Source organism: Pseudomonas sp. W15Feb9B, assembly GCF_000828175.1.
Classification (GTDB): Bacteria; Pseudomonadota; Gammaproteobacteria; order Pseudomonadales; family Pseudomonadaceae; genus Aquipseudomonas; species Aquipseudomonas parakoreensis.
In genome coordinates, this window is sequence record NZ_JTKF01000039.1 from 35,095 (window position 1) to 56,680 (window position 21,586).

Sequence of the window (21,586 nt, forward strand, 5' to 3'; positions counted from 1 at the left end):
CGCTGGCAAGCCAGCTCCCACACGTTTTGCGATATTCACAAATCCCTGTGGGAGCTGGCTTGCCAGCAATGACGCCCTAACAATCACCAAACCTTCTGCCTACCTGTGATGTGCAACAGGCCGGCGATTTTTATAGGGCAGGCTTAGATCAATAAGTGACTAAAACCTGCCACCCCTGGGCATTCTCAGAACTTGTAATTGACCCGCGTGTACAACGTCCGCCCGAACGGGTCGCCGTACTTCGGGTCGTAGCCGCTCTGGAAGGTGTAGGTCTGGTTGCTGAACGGTGGTTCGCGGTCGAACAGGTTCTTCGCACCGAGGGTCACACTCAGGGTTTTGCGCCAGGTGTAGGTGCCGGCCAGGTCCCAGACGTTGTACGAGCCGACGTAATCGTGAGTCTCACGGTCGGAATCGTGGTAACCGCTGGTGTAGCGGTTGGTCAGCGCCACCCCGTAGGGGCCGTAGTTCCAGCTGCCGGTCAGGCTGTGGCGCCAACGAGCCACGGCGCCGGCCGAGGAAAAGTCGCCGCCACGAAAATCGCCGAGCTTGTCGATGTAATCGCCCTTGAGCTGCTGCTGGTACTCGTAGCGGCTGACATAGGTGCCTTGCAGACCGATGCCGAAGTTGCCGTACGGGGTGCTCGGCAGGCGGTAATCGAAGCTGACGTCGACGCCATTGGTCTTGATCTTGCCGAGGTTGGCCAGGCCGGTAACGATGTGATCGATGGAGCCGTCAGGCTTGCGCACCAGGCGATCCGGGTACAGCTCCGGGTTCTCGAACACCGCTGACTCGGGGAACTCGGCGATCTGGTTGGCGATGTTGATCCACCAGAAGTCCAGCCCGGTGCTCAGGCGCTCGAACGGCTGATAGACGAAACCGAGGGTGACGTTGCGCGCGGTTTCCGGGCTCAGGTCAGTATTGCCACCGGTGCGGCTGTAAAACTGTTGGGCGCAGTCGCGGTTGGCGATGCCGCCGTTGCTCGGATTGCCACCGGCACACAGCCGTGGGTCGTTGTAGTTGGCGACGGTGAACGTGGTGAAGTTCGGGTTGTACAACTCGTAAAGCGACGGCGCGCGGAAACCCTCGCTGTAGGCGCCACGCACCACCAGTTGCTTGAACGGCTGGAAGCGGAACGAGTACTTCGGGTTGGTGGTGCTGCCGAAGTCGCTGTACTTGTCGTGGCGCACGGCGGCGGACAATTCCAGGCTGTCGAGCACTGGCACGTTGACCTCGGCGTATTGCGCCGAGACGCTGCGATCCCCGGCGACGCTGGCATTCGGATCGACACCCAGGCTCTGCACATCGGCGGCGAACTGGGCGAAGTCCTGGTGGAAATCTTCCTTGCGGTATTCGCCACCCAGCGCCAGCGCCGACGGGCCGGCGCCGAACCAATCGCCAATCTCGCGGCTGACACGCCCGTCAATGGCCTTCACCCGACCGACCGCCGTCGAGTAATCACCGTCCACTGCATTGGCTGCCAGCAACGCCTGCCCGGCAGCGGTCTGCGCGCCAAACGGATTGATGATGCCATTGGCGATACCGGCACTGACGGCGCGGTCGTTGACGTAACCGGCCTCGATGGCATTCACCACTTTGTTCTGGTTGTACGACGCACCGAGGTTGTAGTCCCAGCCGACGACGCTGCCATCGAAGCTCAACAGCAAACGCTGGCCAGTGTTGTCGTCTTCATGCTGACGCGCGCCGACGGCGGTTTCGCGCCAGTTCACATCCACCGGTTGCGTCGGGTCGAGGGCGAAACCGTTGGGGCCGGGGGTAATGCCGTTACCGGGATAGAACGTCGTGCCGGGATTGATCTGATTGCCCATCAGCGTACCGGGGCCGATCTGCGTGCGGTTTTCGTTGCGCGCCCAGAAATATTCGAGGCTGACGTTGTGATCATCCGCGAGCTTGCCGGTGGCTTTGGCGAAAGCCGAAGTCTTCTCGGTTTCCGGCACCAGATCGAGGTAGTTCCACAGGCTCTGGCGGCAGATACCATTGCGCGCCAGCAGGCCCGGGGCCTTGCAGCCAGAACTGGCCAGCGGGTTGGTGGCGTTGCTGCCCTGACTCCAGTTGGCCGGCGAAGCGGTGCCGGAGGTGTAATCGAGACCGCGTCCGGGCTGATAGTTGTAGGTGTAACCTCGGTCCTCGGCAGCCAGGCGCTGCTGCTTGTCGTAACTGACCACGCCGAACACGTTGAAGCGGTCATTCTGCAAATCGCCAAAGCCCCAGCTGCCACTGAAGTTACGACTTTCACCACCGCCGGCATGAGTCGGCGTGTCGTAGTTGGTGCTGAGCTGGCCTTCGGTGAGGCTGGTCTTGGTGATGAAGTTGATCACCCCTCCGATCGCATCGGTGCCGTACAACGCCGAAGCGCCGTCACGCAGGACTTCGACGCGATCAATGGCGGCGAACGGAATGGTGTTCAGGTCAACCCCGGACCCATTGATCGCGTTGGTCGCGTTGTTACTCAGCCGCCGGCCATTGAGCAGCACCAGCGTCTTGTTCGGGCCGATGCCACGCAAATCGGCATACGACGCCCCGCCGCTGCTCGAACCCACCGAACGACCGGAGCCGACCGAGGACTGGTTGGCAGAAATCCGGCTGACCAGTTCTTCAGTGGTGCTCACACCCTGCTCGCGCAATTCTTCAACTCGCAGAATGGTGACCGGTACCGCCGTTTCCGCATCGACGCGGCGAATCGCGGTGCCGGTGACTTCCACCCGTTGCAACTGGGTCGTGGGTTCGTCGGCAGCGACAGCCGGCAAGGTATTGATCGCCAGCAGCAAGGCCAGGCTCAAACGGGATCTAACGGGTGAAAAATGGATCATGAACAGCCATCCCTGCGTTTTGGTTTATGCAGGGATGTGCAATGGACAGCAGGGTTTTATAGAGCCCGATTTAGACCGTTGGGTGATGAGGTTATGCAAAAAATGGCACGTGTGGATCAAGCCAGCTCCATCTCCCTCAGCAACCTTGTATCCAGCCCAAACCGTTCCTGGGAAACCATCCTGAACTGCCCCTCCGCCAATTCGCAGCTCACCAGCAAATTCCACGAGTGACGGGTTGCCGCCGAGGGGATCAGTACAAACGGATGCTCTGCCAATAACGCATCGGCAAACAGTTGCTGATTGGGTGAAGGTTTGGCGGGGCTCAACCAGTAAGGATTCGGCACATCCTCCGGCTGCACGATTTTCACTTTTGCTTCGTTGATGACCTCAAAACACGTGAGTACATAAGGTTCACTGTCCAGCGCGTCAAAGCTGTGATTGGCGGCCACCTCCAAAATGGCCGAGGATGGATCGACCGATGCATAAACGACTCGTCGTCCGGGTTTGTTCCATCGGCCACCATTGAGATTTGAACCCATCCCGCTGTCCCACGTCCCTCCGTAGACCTCGGGATCCAGCCGCCAGGCATACCAGTGCTCGTCCCAGGGCAAGGGATTCATGTGTAAACCCCGTATATCAGTTGCCCCAGATACTGCTCCACCATCTGAAATCCCAGTGGATGCCGAATAAACTCAGCGGGGACGCGACCGCTCAGGTAGGTGCTGGGCTTGCGCAGCCATTCCTCGGCCCGTGACTGCCTCCCGAAGGCGCGAGTGGCCTTTTCCAGCACCAACGCATATTGGTAGGCGACGACGCTCTGCTGCGGGTCAAGCCGTACCGTCTTACCTTCCTTCAGTAACCGCCGGACGGTGCTGACCGACTTGCCGGTGATGCGTTTGACCATGTTGCCTTGCAGATAAAGCTCAGAGGTTGAAAGCATGTTGACGACATCGTTCAGCTCAAAACCTTCGTCGGTCAGGTCAACGATCAGAAAGGCATCGTCACCTATGTTCCGGCCATTCACGAGCACGTCGACAGGTCTGCCCTCGGCCCTCTTTACCCCCGTGAGCCGGGGTACCTTGACGCTGGGCATCGCGACATCCTCCATGGGGCATCTGGCACGATCGGTGCGCCAGTGAAGGCGATGGGAATAAGCAGGCGTTTCGTATTCGAGGTGGGGAGTTCGCATAATCCATCCGTTATCAGAGGCCTGAGCGTCCAAGCCGTTTACGACTTCAATGTCATATCCGATGCTATAGATCACGCTTCCGACGACCAACCTGAGATTGTCGTCGGAAATATCCCCGTTTCTGCAAAAAACTCCCCCCTTTCCGTAGGACGTTACTCACATATTCCACGTGCTCAACTGCCGAAGTGATAACTCACATCCAGCCACCACTGCCGCCCGTACGGATCGTAGTTGCCAGTCGGGTAATACGGCCAGCCGGCGGAGTCGTCGTGCTTGATCTGGTTGAGCACATTGTTCACGGTCAGGCCGACACTGGCGCGGTCGTTGAGTTTGTAGCGGGCGCTGGCGTTGAATACCGTCCATGGCGACAAACGCCCGTCGCCCGCGCCATTGGTCACCGAGCCGTAACGAATGCCCATCAGCGTCGCCGTGGCCTTTTGGTAATCCCAGGTCAGGCTGGCGTTGACCTTGCTACGCCAGTCGTAGTTCGTGCGCGAGGTGCGCCAGTCCTGAGTTGGCGCCTCATCGGACTCCTTGTAGAAATGCGACAGCACCAAGGTGTAGCCCAGCGCCGAACTGAACGCACCGTACTGGCCGGCGCCCCAGCGGATATTGCTCTTGAAGTCCAGACCACTGACCCGCTCGCTGGCGGCGTTGATCGCGTTGACCCGCACCCGTTGCAACTGATTCGGATCGATGGCGGCATTGCCCGGGTTGCGGTCGATGCGCGCCAGGGTCGACTGGCAGTTGGCCGAGTTGATGTCCTGGGTGCCGTTGCGGCATTCATTCTCTTGCTGCAACAGGCGGTTTTCGTCGACGGTGGTCAGCAGGTCATCGATCTCGACCCGCCAGAAATCCGTGGAGAAATCGAAATTGCGCGACGGCGACCAGACAAAACCATAGGTCCAGGATTTGCCGCGTTCGGACTCAAGATCCGGGGTGCCGCTCTGGGTGTAGTCGACCCGTCCGCGATCACACGCGCCCTGCACGCCCTGGCTGCAACCGTAGTAGTCGATCTGCGCCGGGTAGTAACCGTTGCTGTCGGACTGGTAGATGTAGTTCAGATCCGGCGCGCGGAAACTGGTGCCGTAACTGCCACGCAGCAACAGACTGGTGATCGGGCGCCATTCCAGGCCGAGGTTGTAGGTTTTCTGCTGCTCGCTGCGGCCGCTGAATTTGTACTGGTCCCAACGTCCGGCGGCAGTGGCCAGCACGGTGTCAGTGACCGGAATGCTGAACTCGCCACCGGCGGCGTAACGCTTGCGCGAACCACCGGAGCTTTGTGCCGGGCTCACACCATAGAAAGTGCCGTCATTCAGACCGTCGTCCGGGTCGACGCGATACTCCTGCTTGCCCGCTTCCAGCACCCCGGCAAATCCGACCGGGCCGGCCGGCAGGTCAAACAGATCGCCATTAATCGACGCGTTGTAGCTGGTGGAAACCGATTTGCTGCGCTGGGTCAGGTTGCTGCGAAACTGCTCCCACTCTTGTGGCGTCAGCGGACGATCAAGCCGCGAGGCGTCCGGGGCGAACACCGGGTAACCGTCACGCGTGCCCAGTTGCGGGCCGAGGTAGAAATCCTGAATCGAGGACAGCGGCGTGTAGCGCGTGGTTCTGACGCTGCGATATTCCGAGCGGTTGGCCGCCAGATCGTAACGCCAGCCGGTGTCGGCGATCTTGTCCGAGAGGCCGAGGGTGCCGGTCCACGACGTGTCGGTCCACTTGCTGTTGTTGCTGGTGCGGCCACCGATTTCCTCTTCACCGTAACGGCGATACCAGCGCTCGAGATTGCCGCTGTTCTGGTTGATGAAGTCCGGCGAAGTGAACGTCGGGCCACGGGTGTTGTTCTGAATGTGATCGAGGCCATACATCAAATCGGCAAACACCTGACCGCTGTCGCTGAAATGCCAAGTGCCACGGGTGTAGCCGTCGTAGTTTTCCTTTTGCGTCTGAATGGTCCAGTAATCGTTGTACATCTGATCGGTGCGGCAGCGGCCGCCGTTGTTCAGCAGCTTGTTGTCGAAAGTGCCTTGATAGGCGCCGCAACCAGGGCCGAGGTAGCGGTTGTTGCTCAGGTCGCGACGGTAACCGACGTCCGCCAGCGGGCCGCTCTGCATGAAGCCGCGATCGTCGGCCCAGATCGGATCGCGGTTGGTCAGCTCCAGACCGAACAAGCCGTCGAAGTCGCCCCAACTGCCGCCGCCGCTGATTTGCAGGCGCTGATTGTCGCCACCGCCACGCTCGCTGGTGCCGCCCTTGAGATTGACGTCGATGCCATTGATCTGCTTCTTGAGGATGATGTTGACCACCCCGGCAATTGCGTCCGAACCGTAGATCGCCGAGGCGCCGCTGCTGAGAATTTCGATGCGTTCGATGACTGCCGAAGGAATGTTCGCCAGGTTGGTGAAGTTGACTTTGCCGTCGTACGGCGTCGGGTAATCGGCGACGCGCCGGCCGTTGATCAGCACCAACGTGTGATTGGGGCCGAGGCCCCGCAGGTTGATCGCGCTGGCCGCCGGTTGCCAGGTATTGCCGTAGTCCTCGCCCTGGGTCATGCCAGTGTTTTGCGTCTGCGTCGCCAAGGCGTCATAGACGTTCTTGTAGCCGCGCGCTTCCATCTCTTCGTGGGTGATGACATTGACCGGGGTCGCGCCATCGCTCTGTGCACGAGCGATTCGCGAGCCGGTGACGGTGACTTTTTCCATGCGGTAATCGGCGCTGGTGGCCGGGGCCGCGGCGCTGACTTTGGCCGCTACCGGCGTACTCGCCGCGCCTTCGCGCACGCTCAGGCCCTGGGCACTCTGCTCGACATGCAGGCCACTACCGAGCAACGCTTTCTCGACCGCCTGACGCCCGCCCAATGCACCGCGCACGGCACTGCTGCGTTTGCCCTCCACCAGATTCTGACTGAAGGAAATCGGTACGCCGGTCTGGCGCGAGATATCCAGCAAGACCTCATCCAGCGGGCCGCTGGCGATGTCGAAGGTATAGACCTGGGCCGCAGAATCCTGCGCATACACCGCGATCGGCCCCAGCCCCAGCCCCATCGCCAGTGCGGCGGCGAGGGTCAGGCGAGGTAATTGTTGTTTGAATGAAATCATCAAGGGCTTCCCTGTTGAAGGCGTCTGCAGGGAATGAGCAGCGGGCCGGCGCTTTTTATAGGGCGGCGATTAGGCCAAGAAGTCATAAACCTATAACCGGAATAAACGCACCTCTGTGTAGGAGCTGCCGAAGGCTGCGATCTTTTGATTTTGTTTTTTCAAGATCAAAGGATCGCAGCCTGCGGCAGCTCCTACAGGGTTTGCAGTGGGCTTAAGGGCGAGGCTGGATGCTGACCCAGTAAGGGTTGTGCCATGTGACGCGAATCGGCAGCGAACGCTCCAGCAATTGCAAAGTGCGGTCGCTATCGTCCAGCGGATAGAGGCCGCTCAGGCGCAGATCGGCCACTTCGGGACTCAGGTGCAGAATGCCCCGGCGATAGCGGCGCAGGCTGTCGATCACCTCGCTCAGTGGCCGGTCGCGTACTTCCAGGCGACCTTGCATCCAGGCGCTTTCCTGTCCGTTGCTGTGCTCCAGAGCCAGAATGTCCTGCGCGTTGAACGACAGGCTCTGCCCTGCCTCGACCAGTCGCCGCGCCCCGCCAGCGGTGACCACTTCGACCTGCGAGTGCAGCATCACCAGGCGGGTGAAATCATCGTGTTGTTGCACGAGGAATTTCGTTCCCAGTGCACGCATCCGACCGTGCTCGGTCTCGACCACAAATGGTCGAGCGCAATCCTTGGCGACATCCACCAATAACTCACCAGTGCGCAATGCCAGCAGGCGCTGAACCGCATCGAATTGCGCCACCACCCGCGTGCGGGCATTCAGACTCAGTGCACTGCCATCCTCCAGGGTAAAGTCGCGCCGCTCGCCGGTGCCGGTCGCCAACTCCCCCGCTTCCGGCAGCCAGCCGTAGCGGCGCCCGAGCAATCCGGCCAGCACGGCAATCCCGAGCACACTCAGGCTACCGCTGAGAAAACGCCGACGACTCGACGGCGCATTCAGGCTGTGCAACAGACTGTTGCGTGGCAGCCCGCGCAAGTCCGAATGGCGCAGCAGGTTCAGGCCACCGCCCATTTGCTCAATGATCCGCTGATGTCGCGGGTCGGCTGCCCGCCACGCGTCGAACGCCGCACGCTCGCCAGCGCTGGCTTCACCGGACTGCAACAGCGCCATCCACTGCGCCGCCTCATCGATCAGCGCGTCGTCCGGCCTCATGCCTGCATCGCCTGATAACAACGTTTGAACGCCTCGACCATGTATTGCTGCACCCGACTGGTGGAGACCCCAAGCCGTTCGCCGATTTCGCTGTAGGTCAAACCGTCGAGCTGATGGTAGAGAAAGGCCGCTTTGGCCTTGGCCGACAAGCCATTGAGCAGGCGATCGACCGCCAACAGCGCTTCGATCACCAGCGCGCGTTCCTCCGGCGATGGATGCACCGGTTCCGGCGCCAGGGCCAGGCTTTCCAGATAGGCGCGTTCCAGGTCCTGGCGACGCCAGCCTTCATACATCAGCCGTCGGGCGATGGTGGTCAACAGCGCCCTGGGTTCACGGATCGCGGTCGGGTCCGCCAGGGTCAATACCCGCAGAAAAGTTTCCGAGGCGATGTCCTGTGCACTGTGCGGGCAACCCAGCGTGCGGCCAACGGCAGCGCACAGCCAGCGATAGTCCTTTTGGAACATTTGCCCAATCATCCGGTCATGCGGGTTTTGAACATCACCCATGTCTTGCTCCCTGAAACGGGTCCCACCCGCTGCGAAAAACCATCGTTCTGCCGGGATCGTCCGACTCCTGATCTGGCGCGACTGTGCAATAGCGCTGCTTACATTTGAAGTAATAAAAAATCAGGACAGTCAAACCTTTGAGAATAAGGAACCTCATCGCCGGGGAAATATTGACTCACACAACGTTGACCCGGATCAGTTGCCAGCGCTGCAGCACTGACTAATCTGCGCGCTCCATCGAATGCCAGGGACGGCTCATCAGGAGCCCACGGCAGCCCTTTCAAGGAAGAAAATCATGCGATCACTGAAGATTATTCTGCTATCCTCGGCCTTCAACGGCCTGACTCAACGCGCCTGGCTGGAACTGCGCCAGGCCGGGCATTCGCCCAGCGTTGTGGTGTTCACCGACGAGGCTTCGGTGTGCGAACAGATCGAGCACAGCGGCGCCGATCTGGTGATCTGCCCGTTCCTCAAGGATCGCGTGCCGCAAGCGCTGTGGAGCAATCTCCGGCGGCCGGTGGTGATCATTCATCCGGGCATCGTCGGCGATCGTGGCGCCAGCGCGCTGGACTGGGCGATCACCAACGAACTCACAAGTTGGGGCGTGACCGCCCTGCAAGCGGTGGAGGAAATGGACGCAGGCCCGGTCTGGGCCACCTGCGAATTCAATCTGCCGCCGGGCTTGCGCAAGTCCGAGTTGTACAACGGTCGGGTCAGCGATGCGGCGATTCGCTGTATTCGCGAAGTGGTCGAAAAATTCATCGACGGCTTTGTCCCTGTCGCACTGGATTACAGCGATCCCAAAGTCCGCGGCCGCCTGCAACCGAACATGAAGCAGGCCGACCGCACCTTCAGCTGGCACGACTGCTCGCGATTCATCAAACGCTGCATTGACGCCGCTGACGGCCAGCCCGGTGTACTGGCGAGTCTGGCCGGCGGGCAGTATTACGTGTACGACGCGCACCTTGATCAGCGCACCGGCATTCCCGGCAAGATCCTCGCCGTGCATGACGATGCGGTGCTGGTTGCCACCGGTGATCACAGCCTGTGGATCGGTTCGTTGCGGCGCAAACCACTGCCCGGCGAAGAAACCTTCAAGCAACCGGCGCGGCACGTGCTGGCCGGGCAACTGGCCGACGTGCCGACGCTCGATTGGTCAATCGCCCGCGAGCCGTTCAATGAGGAGGCGTATCAGCCGATCCGCTACCGTGAATCCGGGCATGTCGGGGAGCTGACCTTCGAGTTCTACAACGGCGCGATGAGTACCGAACAGTGTCAGCGTATGGTCGAGGCGCTGCGCTGGGCCAAATCGCGGGACACCCGCGTGCTGTTGATCAAGGGTGGACGCGGCAGTTTTTCCAACGGTGTGCACCTGAACGTGATCCAGGCCGCGCAGGATCCGGGCGCCGAGGCCTGGGCCAATATTCAGGCGATCGACGATGTCTGCGCCGAGCTGCTCAGCGCGCAGCAACTGGTGGTCAGCGGCGTGACCGGCAATGCCGGGGCCGGCGGCGTGATGCTCGCACTGGCCGCCGACATCGTGTTTGCCCGGGCCGACATCGTGCTCAATCCGCATTACAAAAGCATGGGCCTGTATGGCTCGGAATACTGGACCTACAGCCTGCCCCGCGCCGTCGGCCCGACGGTGGCCGAACAACTGACCCAGGCCTGCCTGCCAATCAGCGCCACGCAGGCGCTGCAACTGGGCATGGTCCAGGAGATCGGTCCGCGCTGCCCGGACGAGTTTTCGTTATGGTTGCTGCAACGGGCCAATGCGACATTGACCGACCCGACCTATGCCGCCGTGCGTGAGCGCAAATTGCGGGTTGATCAGGTGCTGATCGAGCAATGCCGGGAAAACGAACTGCAGGAAATGCAGGAAGACATGCTCTACAACCGCAACCAGTTTGCCGAGAAGTGCAGCCACTTCGTCTACAAGCGCAAGGCCTGCGGTACGCCGGCGCGGCTGGTGGAAGACTGGGCGCGAGTGCGCACGGTTGAGTTGGCGGGTTGAGCTTCAGCGCCCACTACGGCCTCATCGCTGGCAAGCCAGACTCCCACCGGGTTCTGCGTCCGACACAGTACCTGTGGGAGCTGGCTTGCCAGCGATGGCGGTGTGTCGGGCGACACTGGTTTGGCAGACATTCCGCCATCGCGAGCAGGCTCACTCCTGCAGGGGTTTGCATCGCTCACTAAATCCATGGAAACCGCAGCGCAATGAACGATGACGCGGTGGCGAGCCGGCACTTACAATGCCCGCACCTCAGACTCCGGCCCGCCCATGGACATCGACCTCGCCCGCACCTTTCTGGAAATCGTCCGCCACGGCAGCCTCGCTGCGGCGGCGCAGAAGTTGTTCGTCACACAAACGGCGATCACCGCCCGGGTGCAGAAGCTCGAAAGTCAGCTGGGCAGCACGCTGTTCGTGCGCAACCGCGCCGGGGCGAAACTGACCGCCAATGGCGAGGCCTTCGTGGTCTACGCCAATCAACTGGTACAGACCTGGGAAGCCGCGCGGCGCGACCTGCCGCTGCTGGACGGCTATCACAACGTGTTGCACATCGGCGGTGAAGTCAGCCTGTGCAACCCGTTGATGCTCAGTTGGGCCGCCGAACTGCGCGAAAAAATCCCCGGACATGCCCTGCGCATGGAAATCCGCGACGGCGAAAACCTGCTGCGCCAACTCGAACTCGGTGTGCTCGATGCCGCGCTGGTCTATCAGCCGGAATATTGGCCCGGCCTGCAAGTCGAGCAGGTGCTGGAGGAAAAACTGATTCTGGTGCGGGCGCCAAACCGACCGGATCCTTATGTCTACATCGACTGGGGGCCGGACTTCCGTCGCCAGCATGACGCTGCCCTGCCAGACAAGGCCAAAGCCGCGCTGAGTTTCAACCTCGGCCCGCTGGCCCTGCAATACATCCTCGAACACGGCGGCAGCGGCTACTTTCGCACCCGTGTGGTGCGCAGCTATCTGGAAACCGGCGCGCTGGAAGCGGTGACCAAGGCCCCGGAATTCGGCTATCCAACTTATTTGGTGTACGCCCGCGAGCGAGACTCGGCGACCCTGCAACAGGCCTTCGATCTGTTGCGCCAGGTGATCGAGACCGATGACGACTGGTCGCAGCGCTGGAACCCGTTGAGCTGAGTCGGCCGCTTTGCACCGGAGCATGGCACAACTGACCTCAAGGTCCGGCCTGCACAAACGGCCCGATCGGCTAATCTGCCGGGTATAACAACAATACCCGCAGGTGAACGCATTGAGGCAGACCACCGAGGCATTCCGCAGCCGCTACCGTGCGGCCATTCATCCGTTGTACAACCCGTGGCTGCACGGCGCTTTCGTGCTGCTGTTCGGCATGCTGGCGATCGGCGCCTTCTGGAGCAGCGCACGCCAGGTACAGCCACTGGAATGGTTGAGCGTGCCGCTGACGCTGCTGTTGTTCAACGTTGGCGTATACATGGTCCATCGCCATCTCGGCCACCACAAAAAGACGTTCGCCAAGCTGTTCTATGCGCGGCATGCCGGTGACCACCACAGCTTTTTCACCCCCGGCCACATGACCTACGACGGCGCTCGCGACTGGCGGGTGATTCTGTTTCCGGCCTGGCTCATTGTCGTGCATACACTGGTTTTCACCCTGCCGCTCTGGTGGCTGCTCGCACAGTTCAACGCCAATGTCGCCGGGCTGTTCGGCGGCTGCATGGTGCTGGGCTACCTGACCTACGAGGTGTTTCATGCCTGCGAACATCTGCCGCCGGATAATCCGCTGACGCGCCTGCCGTGGATCCGCCAGATGCGTCATCTGCATGAACTGCATCACCGTCGCGAGTGCATGCAGGAACGCAATTTCAATATCGTTCTGCCGTTGATGGATTACCTGTTCGGCACCCTGTACTGGGAGCCGCAACCCGCCCCGTTGCGCCATTCGAGACCCGCCATGACCCGCATGCAGCACCAGATCGATATCGCCGGCGAACCCATCGCCGTGCTTCGCTACGCCGCCAGCGTCAACCACTGGCCGCAGTGGCATCCCTCGTCGCTGAAGATCGACGGCCCGCAAGGCCCGCTGCACGCCGGCGCACGTTTCGAAGAAGACATTCATGCCGGCGGGCGCGCCGGTCATTTGCGCTGGGAGGTCACCGAGTATCTGCCCGGCCGGCGCTGGTGCGCGCGGGCGCGCGGTGACCACGGTCTCTCGTTGCGGCTGACCTACGAATGCACGGCCGAAGGCGACGGCACACGGTTCGTGCGCACCCTGGATTATCGCTTCGACGGCTTGGGCATGCGCGTTGCCAACCTGTTGCTGTTGAAGCGCCGCATCGAACGTGAATCGGCCACATCGATGCACGCCCTGCGCGACATGGCACTCAAGCACCTGACGCTGACGGGGCAACATTCATGAAGCGCCTGCTGTTACTGCTGGTCGTCCTCGTCATCGCGTTTTTGCTGTTGATGCCAACCAGGGTTCAACCGGTGGCGTGGAAACCGCCAGCGGCACCGTCACTGAGCGAAGGGATATATGCCGAAAACCAGCGACTCAAAGCCGTCGAACAGATTGGCCCGGGCGACATCGACGGCCCGGAAGCGCTGCTGCTGGAAGGTGACTTCCTGATCTCCGGCCTGCATGACGGGCGGCTGATTCGCACCAGCCTTGATGGCAAGACACGCCAAGTCCTGAGCGACACGGGCGGCCGCCCTCTTGGGCTGGCGCGGCATCCCAACGGTCTGCTGGTGATTGCCGACGCGGTCAAAGGCCTGCTCTCGCTCGACGCGCAGGGTCGACTGATTCCTCTGACGACCGAGGCCAATGGCCTGCCCTTCGGTTTTACCGACGACGTGGCGATCGACAAGTCCGGGCACTACGCCTATTTCAGCGACGCCAGCAGCCGCTGGGGCTATGGGCACGACGGTGAGGCGATCATCGAACATGGCGGTGACGGGCGTTTGCTGCGCTACGACTTTCAGACCGGCAAGACCAGCGTGCTGCTGGACAAATTGCAGTTTGCCAACGGCGTAACACTCGGCCCGGACGACGCTTATGTGCTGGTCAACGAAACCGGCGCCTACCGCATCAGTCGTTACTGGCTGACGGGCCCCAAGGCCGGCACCCACGACATGTTCATCGACAACCTGCCCGGTTTGCCGGACAACCTCGCGTTCAATGGCAGCAACCGCTTCTGGGTCGCCCTCTACGCACCGCGCAGTGCCTTGCTCGACGGCACCGCCGGGCATCCGTGGGTGCGCACGATGATCGTCCGGGCACTGACTGTGCTGCCCAAACCGGTGGAGAAACGCGGGTTTGTGCTGGGGCTGGATCTGCAGGGCAAGGTGATCGCCAATCTGCAGGATGCCAGCAGCGGCAATTACTCGCCGATCACCACGGCGCGCGAGTATGGGGATTGGTTGTATTTGGGTTCACTGAAAGCCAGGCACATGGCGCGGTTGCCGCTGGCTGATGCGCTGAAGTAAGTACGCAGACGAGTGCTGGATGGCCGGGCGTCATCGCTGGCCAACCAGCACGGTTTTGCAGGTTGATCAGGCCTTGGCGGCCATCGCGGTGACTTCCACGCGCATGCCTTCCACCGCCAGCGACGCCACGCCCACCGCCGCGCGCACCGGCCATGGCTTGGCGAAGAAGCGCTTGTAGACTTCATTGAACGCAGCGCGGTCGGCCATGTCGGTGAGGTAAATGGTCAGGTGCATCACCCGATCCATCGAACTGCCCGCCCGCTCCAGCGCCACTTTCAGCGCCTGCAGGGTGCATTCGCTTTGCAGGGTGATATCCCCCAGTTCCAGGCTGCCATCGGCGCGGGTCGGGATCTGGGTCGAGACCAGAATGCCGTTGAAACCGACAACATCCGAGGAAATCGAATCCGCATCCGGATCAGGGGTGAAGCTGAGGTCGTGATTAGCCATGTAAGTCTCTTGTCTGGCGAGAATGAGGGTCGCCGGCCAACAACCCGCCGGGACTTTTCGCGGGGCAGTTTACAACAGTCTACCGGTACGGCTCAGGCAACCCTCGCTGCCGGACAAAAATCGCGCGCATAAAAAAACGCCAGCCCTTTCGGACTGGCGTTTTTTCTGAATATGGCAGGGGCGGCTGGATTCGAACCAACGCATGGCAGGATCAAAACCTGCTGCCTTACCGCTTGGCGACGCCCCTGTATCTCAAGCTCTGTAACAAGCTCTGCGAGAATGGGCCGCAATTTACCAACCTTTTTTTGATCTGGGAAGCCCCGAGTGCAAAAAAATTTGTTTTAAAACAGCCAGTTATTTTCTGAATCAAGGCAACCGCCACGATTCACTTCGACACCTTCAGCGCAATCGCCTCGCGAATCAGCGCTTTCAAGGCCTGCTCATCGACCGGATCGCCCTCGTGAAAATCAATCGCCCGGCGGGTGTTGCCCTCCAGGCTGGCGTTGAACAACCCCGCTGGATCGGCCTGCGATCAATACCTGATGCAATTCCTGATAGGCCGCGACCAATTGCTCAAGAGAGAAGGCCCGATTGCGCCCACTGGGATTAGGCAATACCCACACGTGCGCGCCACCCAAAGTCTTCGCCTGCGCTCCCCACGCCACCACTGTCTGCCCCGACAACGCGGCATACGCAGCCTTGCCGAGAAACGCCACATAACGCGGCGCATAGCGGCGGATCTTCTGCTCAAAGCCCAGAGCCGCCGCGACGAATTCCTGCGCCGCCAACTGATCTGCCCGCGCCGTCGGCCGCTCGACCACCGCCGTCAAGCCGCAGCCAAATTGCAGGATGCTTTGATCGTCCTCCGCCTGCACCTCATGCGGCGTAAACCCGGCCAGATGCAAGGTGCGCCAGAAGCGATTCCCGCGCCCGGCAAAATGATGCCCCTGCGCCGCCGCGAGTAGCCCCGGATTAATCCCGCAGAACACCACCGAAAGCCCCGACGCCAGAATGTCTTCCAGCCTTTCACCCGCCATGCGCCCGCCCCTCGCTCGCAAACAATTGCAACACCACCCACGGCAAACTCTAGAATGGCCATCCCATCCACAGAGCCAACAACAACGATGGACGTTATTCAGACCCTGCGCTGCTTCGTCGCCGTGGCCCAAAGCGGCAGTTTCACCGCCGCGGCCGACGTGCTCGACACCACCACGACCAACGTATCGAAAGCCGTCTCCAGCCTCGAAACCCGGCTGCACACGCGCCTGATCAACCGCACCACCCGCCGCCTCGCGTTGACCGAAGCCGGCGTACGTTATTTGCAGCGCGCCGAAAAAATTCTTGATGACTTGCGCGACGCCGATGAAGAAGCCGGCACCGCCCAGACCTTGCCGGTAGGGCGTCTGAAGATCCACGCCATGGCCGCCATCGGCAATCACTACGTGATCAACGCCATTGCCCGCTACCGCGAGATTCACCCCACGGTGATGTTCGACCTGACCCTGAGCAACCGCCTGCCCGACCTGCTCGAAGAAAGCTACGACATGTCGATCGTCCTCGCCCGCGACCTGCCGGACTCCGGTTTCGTCGCGCAACGCCTGGGCACCACTTACAGCATTCTCTGTGCATCGCCGTCTTACCTGGCCAAACGCGGCCACCCCGCTACACCTGCCGACCTCGCCGCGCACGATTGCCTGCGCATCGTCAACACGGTGATGCCCGCAGAAAACTGGGTGTTCGAAGGGCCACAGGGCATGGAAACCCAGAATATCCCCGACTCCCCTTTCCACATCAACACCGCCGACGGCATGGCCACGGCGATCAGAAATGGCATGGGCATCGGGATTCAGCCGCTGGCATCAGCCGTCGAAGGATTAGTGGGAGGCACACTGGTGCGGGTACTGCCGCAGTACCGCCTGGAGGAATACAACCTGTTCGCGATCTACCCGTCGCGCAAATTCGTCGACGCCAAAATCAAGACCTGGGTGGAGTTCCTGAAAACCGCCATTCCGCAACTGCTGGCGTCCGATGAAGACATCGCCGGAGCCAAAGAACTCGCCAAGGCTTAATGCCGCAGACCTGGAGTGTCGACCCTCCAGCGCCGGCACCGACATCAACCGTTGGAACAACCGCTGCCCATCACTTGGTATTGCACGACATGTTGCGCGCCGTTCGAGTCTTCATAAGTCATCTGCACCGGCACCGCGCCGCACTGATTGGCCGCCTCGGAGATCGACACCACGTGGGCGATGTCTGCGTGAGCGGCGGCGTTGTACGCCTCGACTGGCGCGGTTTCATCCGCCGCAAACGCCTGCGCGCCGATACCGCCAAAGGCCAGAAGAAGAGCGATTTTTGCAAGTTTCATGATGTTCACCGTCTCGTGGGGAACCGTGTTTGTTCACGGAGTGGAGACGATGTTAGGGGTTGAAGCGCACAGCAAAAATCGGTCGGCTGGACAAACACTGTGTCCAGAATGGTGATGAATAAGACCTGAGAACCGTGGACAGGCCATTCGCTAGCAGCCTCGTTCCCACAGGTTTCGTATCGACCACACCAAGGGTGCACACCGCCAACCCCATGTGGGAGCGAGCCTGCTCGCGAAGGCATCAGTCCAGTCAGCGATTAACCTGAGTCAGCTCCATCCTCCGAAGCCTCTGATTTCCACACAACAACTATCCTCGTCGCGAGGGGATTTAGCGAAACGTCGCACTGCCCCGCTTTCCTCTTTGCCAAACCATCCGTTCACGAAAAGCGCAGCCCCGAAAACCCTCACGTTTAACCCTTTCCCCGCACACGTTTAAAAACACTCGCCGTTACGTCATCCCAGGCTACAACGCCTTGCGCCATTGCCTACGACTACGCCAGAATCCGCCGGCTTGTGCGCCCAGGGTGCGGGTTTTATCGTGGTTCGGTCGCTGAAAAGCAGCGATCGGGTTTGGTAGCCCGGTTCACACATGGCGCAAAACGTCACCTTACACAGATGCCTTCTGGTGCCTGCGTTTTATGGTGGCCATGCGCAGGGTGCTTTCGAGCACGCCGGTTTTTCCATGTGTGCCGGTCTACCAACCTTCGTAATGGCCACCACCCTCGTTTGGTAGCGAATGTGATGGTTCCCTTAGCCACATATGGAGCTTCACTATGTTCAAGGTCACACCAAACCCGCCCGAAACCGAAACGGTCTCACCCTACGAATCCCCCGATTCCCGAAAACTCAGCGAAGCCGCCGAACGCGCCCTAGACCACTACCTGAACCCCGCCAGCCCAATCATGGCGACGCCTTACACACCCAACGCCATGTTCCTCGCCAACCCCAAAATCGCCACCGAGGAACTATTGGCGAACGCCAGTGAATCGCTGGGTTCGGCAACGGTGATGTTGGGTGATGTGGCCGCCCTGGTGGAGGGGCCGATTCGCAAGACGCTGCTGGGCATTGCGCAGGTGGTGATGCTGGGAGAATTGGCGGTGAATCAGGCGCTGGATAATGTTGTGCCGACGGCCTAACGAACATTCCCACTTGGCGCTCTATGGTGAGCGCCGAGAGGGATCTGTCGGAAATTGACTGCGAGATTTGTCTGCTTCCGGCCATAAGCAGACGTTCAGAAGTGACCAATTCCGGCCCATTTGCAGCTTTATCGCTGGCGCTTTGCACCCACACGTTAAATCTTACGTACCTGGCCGAGAGCAGCCTCTTGAAACCGGGCGCGACGCACGAGTCACGCTCGGAACACATTAGGTCCTCTTCCCGATTAAGCGCCTATGAGCACACCGGCGTCGCCTGTTCGCCAGACGTTGTCTACCGTCACCCGCTCGATGCCCCAGCCCGCGCCGAGTCTCATCAACTCGACGGCATAGCGGTTCTTCATGAGGTAGTGGCGTGCCGGGTCGTTTTTCAGGACGTGCTGGGCCTCCACCAACGCATCTAGATGTGCCTTTCCACCTTCGAACGTCACACGGGGATTGCTGACCGAATGAGTGGTATCGACCTGTCCCAACGCGCCGAATAACGTTGCGACAATGACCTCTCGGCCTTCCAGCACAGGGAATTCAAATCCTGCCTTTGCTGCGGCAGGCCCGAAGTCGGAAACTGCATACTCCATGAAAGCGCTGGACAGCAGTGCTGCGTCACGCAAATCAATGCCAGCGGCAAAGCGGTAGAGGGCATCAATGACCGCAAGCTGATCGGCGGTGTCTGTCTGATAAATGGATGACATGGGTAACTCCAGAAAGGTAGAGCCGCGATAGTATATTGTGTATACCTAATATCAATTACGCACTTCAAAGTGCTCAGGTATATCCAGGGAAACCCATGCACGAATCTGCCACGCAAACCGCAAAGAACAGCGACCCGACAACCACAGATCGAGGCGTTGATTGCTCAAGCCGCTTTCTGCTCGACCAGATCGCTGACAAGTGGTCAGTGTTGATCCTGGCGGCCCTGTGCAAAAAGCCCCTTCGATTCAATGAGCTCAAGCGATGCCTGGACGGCATCACCCAAAAAGCCTTGACCCAGGCACTGCGCCGCCTTGAACGCAACGGCATTCTGCAGAGACGCGTCATCCCGTCCTCTCAGGTGGCAGTGGAATACAGCATCACCCCACTAGGCCGAACACTTGAGCACCCGTTCAACGCGCTTTATCTCTGGACCCTTGAACACCTGGATACGGTTATCAAGGCCCAGGCAGCATTTGATTCTCGGGAAATCGAGGCAGCGCAAGCCTGACCAGATGGCCTCAGAAGTCGGTGATCAACGTCCCCTCTATACTCTCGGCAAACCCGCCACCGAAGGCTTTGGCCGGTGTAGCGAAACCCGCCTGACGTTCACCTTCGAGCACCCGACGCGCGGCCTCCACTGCCGCGAGAGGCGTGTAGGAATAGCCGTTCACGGTTTCGATCACAGACCGAGCGATTACTCTGTCAACACCCATGACCTCGACAACTGCTCGGGCACGATGTGCCTCCCTTTCCTCAGACGTCGGACCATCGGGCAGTGTTGAGAGATCCCCTTCGGGAAACGCATCGCCTGAAATGTGCACGAACATCGCGATGTTCGGGATGCCAGTCGAGTGCCAGCCCGTCACCAGATCACCAAACGATAGCGGTGCGCACAGAACCGGGCCGTCACCGAAATCGAAATGACGCAGCGTGGCGTCAGGCGTGGCGACCAGCTCGCCATCGACCCTCGCCATGACCCCTGCCCCGATGATTTCACTGACGCTCATGGCCGAGCCACGTGACATCGAGCCTGGGACCTGAAGCGCGATGCTCAGCGCAAAAGGCTGTTCGACACGCTTGGCGACATGCACCGCCAGCGAATCGGTCGGTACCACGTCCCAACCTACGCCGGGCAAGAGCATGACCTGCTGCGAAACGGCCTCTGCGCCCAGTTGCTCGGCCAGCCGATAGACGTTGATCTCTGCGGTGATGTCCAGATAGTCCACATTGGCCTTGATACAGGCACGCATCAACGGCTCTGCGGTGTACGCAAAAGGGCCGGCGAAATTGAGCAGGACAGAGATACCGGACAACGCGCTCGCTGCCTTCGCGTCGGCATCGAACACTCGAAACGGCACGTCCAGATGCGCAGCGAGTGCCGCCACACGCGTGTGATCGCGCCCGGCGATTTCGAACCGCAAGCCCAGCGTTTTTGCCCGTTCAGCAGCCATGCGACCAGTATAGCCGGTGGCGCCGTAGATCAGCAGTTTGCTCATTGGACGTGCTGCCATTTTTTATAGACGAATTCAAGGCTGTACCCGTCCGGGTCCAACACATTGCCGGCATAGTAATCCGGGTCGTAGTGCAAACGTGCACCTGGCGCGCCGTTATCGACCGCGCCCTCTTTCATGGCTGCGGCGTAGGCGGCGTCCACCTCAGCCTTGCTCTTGGCGACGAACCCCACATGGACGGCACGTCCTTCAACAATCCCCTCACGCAGCCAGAGAAACATCCGGCCATTGGCGCCGAAACCTTTGAGGTCAGGATGCCCCGGCGGGCCATCTTTGCCGTCGTAATCCAAGCGCGCGGTAATGCCCAACGGAGTTAAGGCGGCTTCGTAGAAACGGATGGAACGGGTGATGTCGCTTACCGACAAAAAGACATGATCCAGCATTGCGTAATCCTCAAATGGTGTAGCTGCGGGCGACTCAGATGTTGTAACCGCCAGCGACCTCGATGGTCTGGGCATTGATCCAGCTACCGTCCTGCGACAGCAAACAGGCAATTACGCGCGCGACGTCCTCCGGCTCACCCACCCTGCCCAGCGCAGTCTGCCCCGCCAGCAAAGCCTCGAACTCGTCATTCAAGCCGCCGCCAAGTTCGGTACGGATCGCGCCGGGGGAGACGGCGTTGGCGCGGATCCGTCGTTCGCCAAATTCTTTGGCCATGTAACGGGTGAGCACTTCGAGTCCGCCCTTGAACGCCGCATAAGGCGCAACACCCGCTGTGGCGACACGAGTGGTCGCGCTGGTCAGGTTGACGATACTCGCGCCGTCCGCCAGCAGCGGCAACAATGTCTGCGTTAGGAAAAACGGGCCTTTGAGATGCACATTGAACAAGCCGTCGAACTGCGCTTCGCTGACGCTGGCCAAGGGTTTGAACAGACCATACCCGGCATTGTTGACCAGGCCACTGAGGGAGGTGAGGCCCCAAATCTCGCGCAAGACAAATATCACTGACTCGCGAAACCCGGAGAAACTTGCTACGTCAGCCACATCGAGCTTGAGCGCAACTGCCTTGCCTCCCGCATGCTCAATACGCTCCACGACTGAAGCGGCTGCTTCTGGATGACTGTTGTAGGTCAGGATCACACCCATACCGCGCTGCGCAATATGCTCGGCGGCGCTGGCACCGATGCCGCGACTCCCACCTGTAATGACGATAACGCTCATGT

The 21,586-nt window shown here is 60.6% G+C and carries 20 protein-coding genes, 1 tRNA gene and 1 pseudogene; 7 read left to right on the plus strand and 15 right to left on the minus strand.

Going from position 1 to position 21,586, the window contains the following annotated elements:
* Positions 1–185: 185 nt before the first annotated feature.
* The 6 genes from OC71_RS20040 to OC71_RS20065 all read right to left on the minus strand — a co-directional run bounded on the left by OC71_RS20040 (position 186) and on the right by OC71_RS20065 (position 8,783).
* Positions 186–2,828, minus strand: coding sequence for a TonB-dependent receptor (locus tag OC71_RS20040; RefSeq protein ID WP_041072712.1), 2,643 nt, complete (start codon positions 2,826–2,828; stop codon positions 186–188).
* Between the two features lie 116 nt (positions 2,829–2,944).
* Positions 2,945–3,448 (minus strand): RES family NAD+ phosphorylase, encoded by a 504-nt coding sequence (locus tag OC71_RS20045; RefSeq protein ID WP_041072714.1) that lies wholly within the window; start codon positions 3,446–3,448, stop codon positions 2,945–2,947.
* Positions 3,445–3,921 carry an MbcA/ParS/Xre antitoxin family protein gene (locus tag OC71_RS20050; protein ID WP_177327925.1) on the minus strand — a complete coding sequence of 159 codons (477 nt, stop codon included), beginning with the start codon at positions 3,919–3,921 and terminating at the stop codon, positions 3,445–3,447. The genes OC71_RS20045 and OC71_RS20050 overlap by 4 nt, the downstream gene beginning before the upstream one ends.
* Before the next feature lie 269 nt (positions 3,922–4,190).
* On the minus strand, positions 4,191–7,118 hold the full coding sequence (locus OC71_RS20055; protein WP_041072718.1) for a TonB-dependent receptor: 2,928 nt from the start codon (positions 7,116–7,118) through the stop codon (positions 4,191–4,193).
* A gap of 211 nt (positions 7,119–7,329) precedes the next feature.
* Entirely contained in the window at positions 7,330–8,277 is a 948-nt protein-coding gene (locus tag OC71_RS20060; RefSeq protein WP_041072720.1) for a FecR domain-containing protein, read from the minus strand.
* The gene (locus OC71_RS20065; protein WP_041072722.1) at positions 8,274–8,783 is read right to left on the minus strand and encodes a sigma-70 family RNA polymerase sigma factor; all 510 of its coding nucleotides are present in this window, start codon (positions 8,781–8,783) and stop codon (positions 8,274–8,276) included. Before OC71_RS20065 ends, OC71_RS20060 begins: the two co-directional genes overlap by 4 nt.
* A gap of 295 nt (positions 8,784–9,078) precedes the next feature.
* On the opposite strand from OC71_RS20065, the gene OC71_RS20070 reads away from it, so the two are divergent.
* The 4 genes from OC71_RS20070 (at position 9,079) to OC71_RS20085 (ending at position 14,253) form a co-directional block, all read left to right on the plus strand.
* Positions 9,079–10,797: a hydrogenase maturation protein gene (locus OC71_RS20070; protein ID WP_041072723.1), complete on the plus strand. Its 1,719-nt coding sequence runs from the start codon at positions 9,079–9,081 to the stop codon at positions 10,795–10,797.
* Between the two features lie 267 nt (positions 10,798–11,064).
* Positions 11,065–11,928: a LysR family transcriptional regulator gene (locus tag OC71_RS20075; RefSeq protein WP_041072725.1), complete on the plus strand. Its 864-nt coding sequence runs from the start codon at positions 11,065–11,067 to the stop codon at positions 11,926–11,928.
* Positions 11,929–12,040: 112 nt separating this feature from the next.
* Positions 12,041–13,186, plus strand: a complete 1,146-nt coding sequence (locus OC71_RS20080) for an SRPBCC family protein (protein WP_041072727.1) — start codon at positions 12,041–12,043, stop codon at positions 13,184–13,186.
* Entirely contained in the window at positions 13,183–14,253 is a 1,071-nt protein-coding gene (locus tag OC71_RS20085) for an SMP-30/gluconolactonase/LRE family protein (RefSeq protein WP_041072729.1), read from the plus strand. The genes OC71_RS20080 and OC71_RS20085 overlap by 4 nt, the downstream gene beginning before the upstream one ends.
* Before the next feature lie 66 nt (positions 14,254–14,319).
* Here OC71_RS20085 and OC71_RS20090 read toward each other — a convergent pair whose 3' ends face one another.
* The 4 genes and pseudogenes from OC71_RS20090 to mug form a co-directional block, all read right to left on the minus strand.
* The gene (locus tag OC71_RS20090; protein ID WP_025113298.1) at positions 14,320–14,700 is read right to left on the minus strand and encodes a RidA family protein; all 381 of its coding nucleotides are present in this window, start codon (positions 14,698–14,700) and stop codon (positions 14,320–14,322) included.
* A 172-nt stretch (positions 14,701–14,872) separates the two neighbouring features.
* A tRNA-Gln gene (locus tag OC71_RS20095) sits at positions 14,873–14,947 on the minus strand.
* A gap of 138 nt (positions 14,948–15,085) precedes the next feature.
* Positions 15,086–15,226: pseudogene (locus OC71_RS27180) on the minus strand (DUF1801 domain-containing protein); the annotation flags it as partial.
* Positions 15,168–15,737 (minus strand): G/U mismatch-specific DNA glycosylase, encoded by a 570-nt coding sequence (gene mug / locus OC71_RS20100; RefSeq protein WP_052510605.1) that lies wholly within the window; start codon positions 15,735–15,737, stop codon positions 15,168–15,170. The gene mug and the pseudogene OC71_RS27180, both read right to left, overlap by 59 nt.
* Before the next feature lie 87 nt (positions 15,738–15,824).
* Between mug and OC71_RS20105 the strand changes: the two genes are divergently transcribed.
* Complete coding sequence (locus OC71_RS20105) at positions 15,825–16,769, plus strand: LysR family transcriptional regulator (protein WP_041072731.1); 945 nt, start codon at positions 15,825–15,827, stop codon at positions 16,767–16,769.
* A gap of 44 nt (positions 16,770–16,813) precedes the next feature.
* Here the strand turns inward: OC71_RS20105 and OC71_RS20110 are convergent, their stop codons facing one another.
* Positions 16,814–17,065: a DUF2790 domain-containing protein gene (locus tag OC71_RS20110; protein WP_041072733.1), complete on the minus strand. Its 252-nt coding sequence runs from the start codon at positions 17,063–17,065 to the stop codon at positions 16,814–16,816.
* 773 nt (positions 17,066–17,838) lie between these two features.
* On the opposite strand from OC71_RS20110, the gene OC71_RS20115 reads away from it, so the two are divergent.
* A complete protein-coding gene (locus OC71_RS20115; RefSeq protein ID WP_041072735.1) occupies positions 17,839–18,201 on the plus strand; it encodes a DUF6124 family protein in 363 nt (120 codons plus the stop codon).
* 245 nt (positions 18,202–18,446) lie between these two features.
* Here OC71_RS20115 and OC71_RS20120 read toward each other — a convergent pair whose 3' ends face one another.
* Positions 18,447–18,911: a nuclear transport factor 2 family protein gene (locus OC71_RS20120; RefSeq protein ID WP_041072737.1), complete on the minus strand. Its 465-nt coding sequence runs from the start codon at positions 18,909–18,911 to the stop codon at positions 18,447–18,449.
* 95 nt (positions 18,912–19,006) lie between these two features.
* Between OC71_RS20120 and OC71_RS20125 the strand changes: the two genes are divergently transcribed.
* On the plus strand, positions 19,007–19,420 hold the full coding sequence (locus tag OC71_RS20125; RefSeq protein ID WP_041072739.1) for a helix-turn-helix domain-containing protein: 414 nt from the start codon (positions 19,007–19,009) through the stop codon (positions 19,418–19,420).
* A gap of 10 nt (positions 19,421–19,430) precedes the next feature.
* Here OC71_RS20125 and OC71_RS20130 read toward each other — a convergent pair whose 3' ends face one another.
* The 3 genes from OC71_RS20130 to OC71_RS20140 are packed head-to-tail and all read right to left on the minus strand — an operon-like array spanning position 19,431 to position 21,584.
* Positions 19,431–20,408, minus strand: a complete 978-nt coding sequence (locus tag OC71_RS20130) for a trans-acting enoyl reductase family protein (protein ID WP_041072741.1) — start codon at positions 20,406–20,408, stop codon at positions 19,431–19,433.
* Positions 20,405–20,806 (minus strand): VOC family protein, encoded by a 402-nt coding sequence (locus OC71_RS20135; protein WP_041072743.1) that lies wholly within the window; start codon positions 20,804–20,806, stop codon positions 20,405–20,407. The genes OC71_RS20130 and OC71_RS20135 overlap by 4 nt, the downstream gene beginning before the upstream one ends.
* Positions 20,807–20,840: 34 nt before the next feature.
* Positions 20,841–21,584, minus strand: a complete 744-nt coding sequence (locus OC71_RS20140; RefSeq protein WP_041072745.1) for an SDR family NAD(P)-dependent oxidoreductase — start codon at positions 21,582–21,584, stop codon at positions 20,841–20,843.
* Positions 21,585–21,586 lie beyond the last annotated feature (2 nt).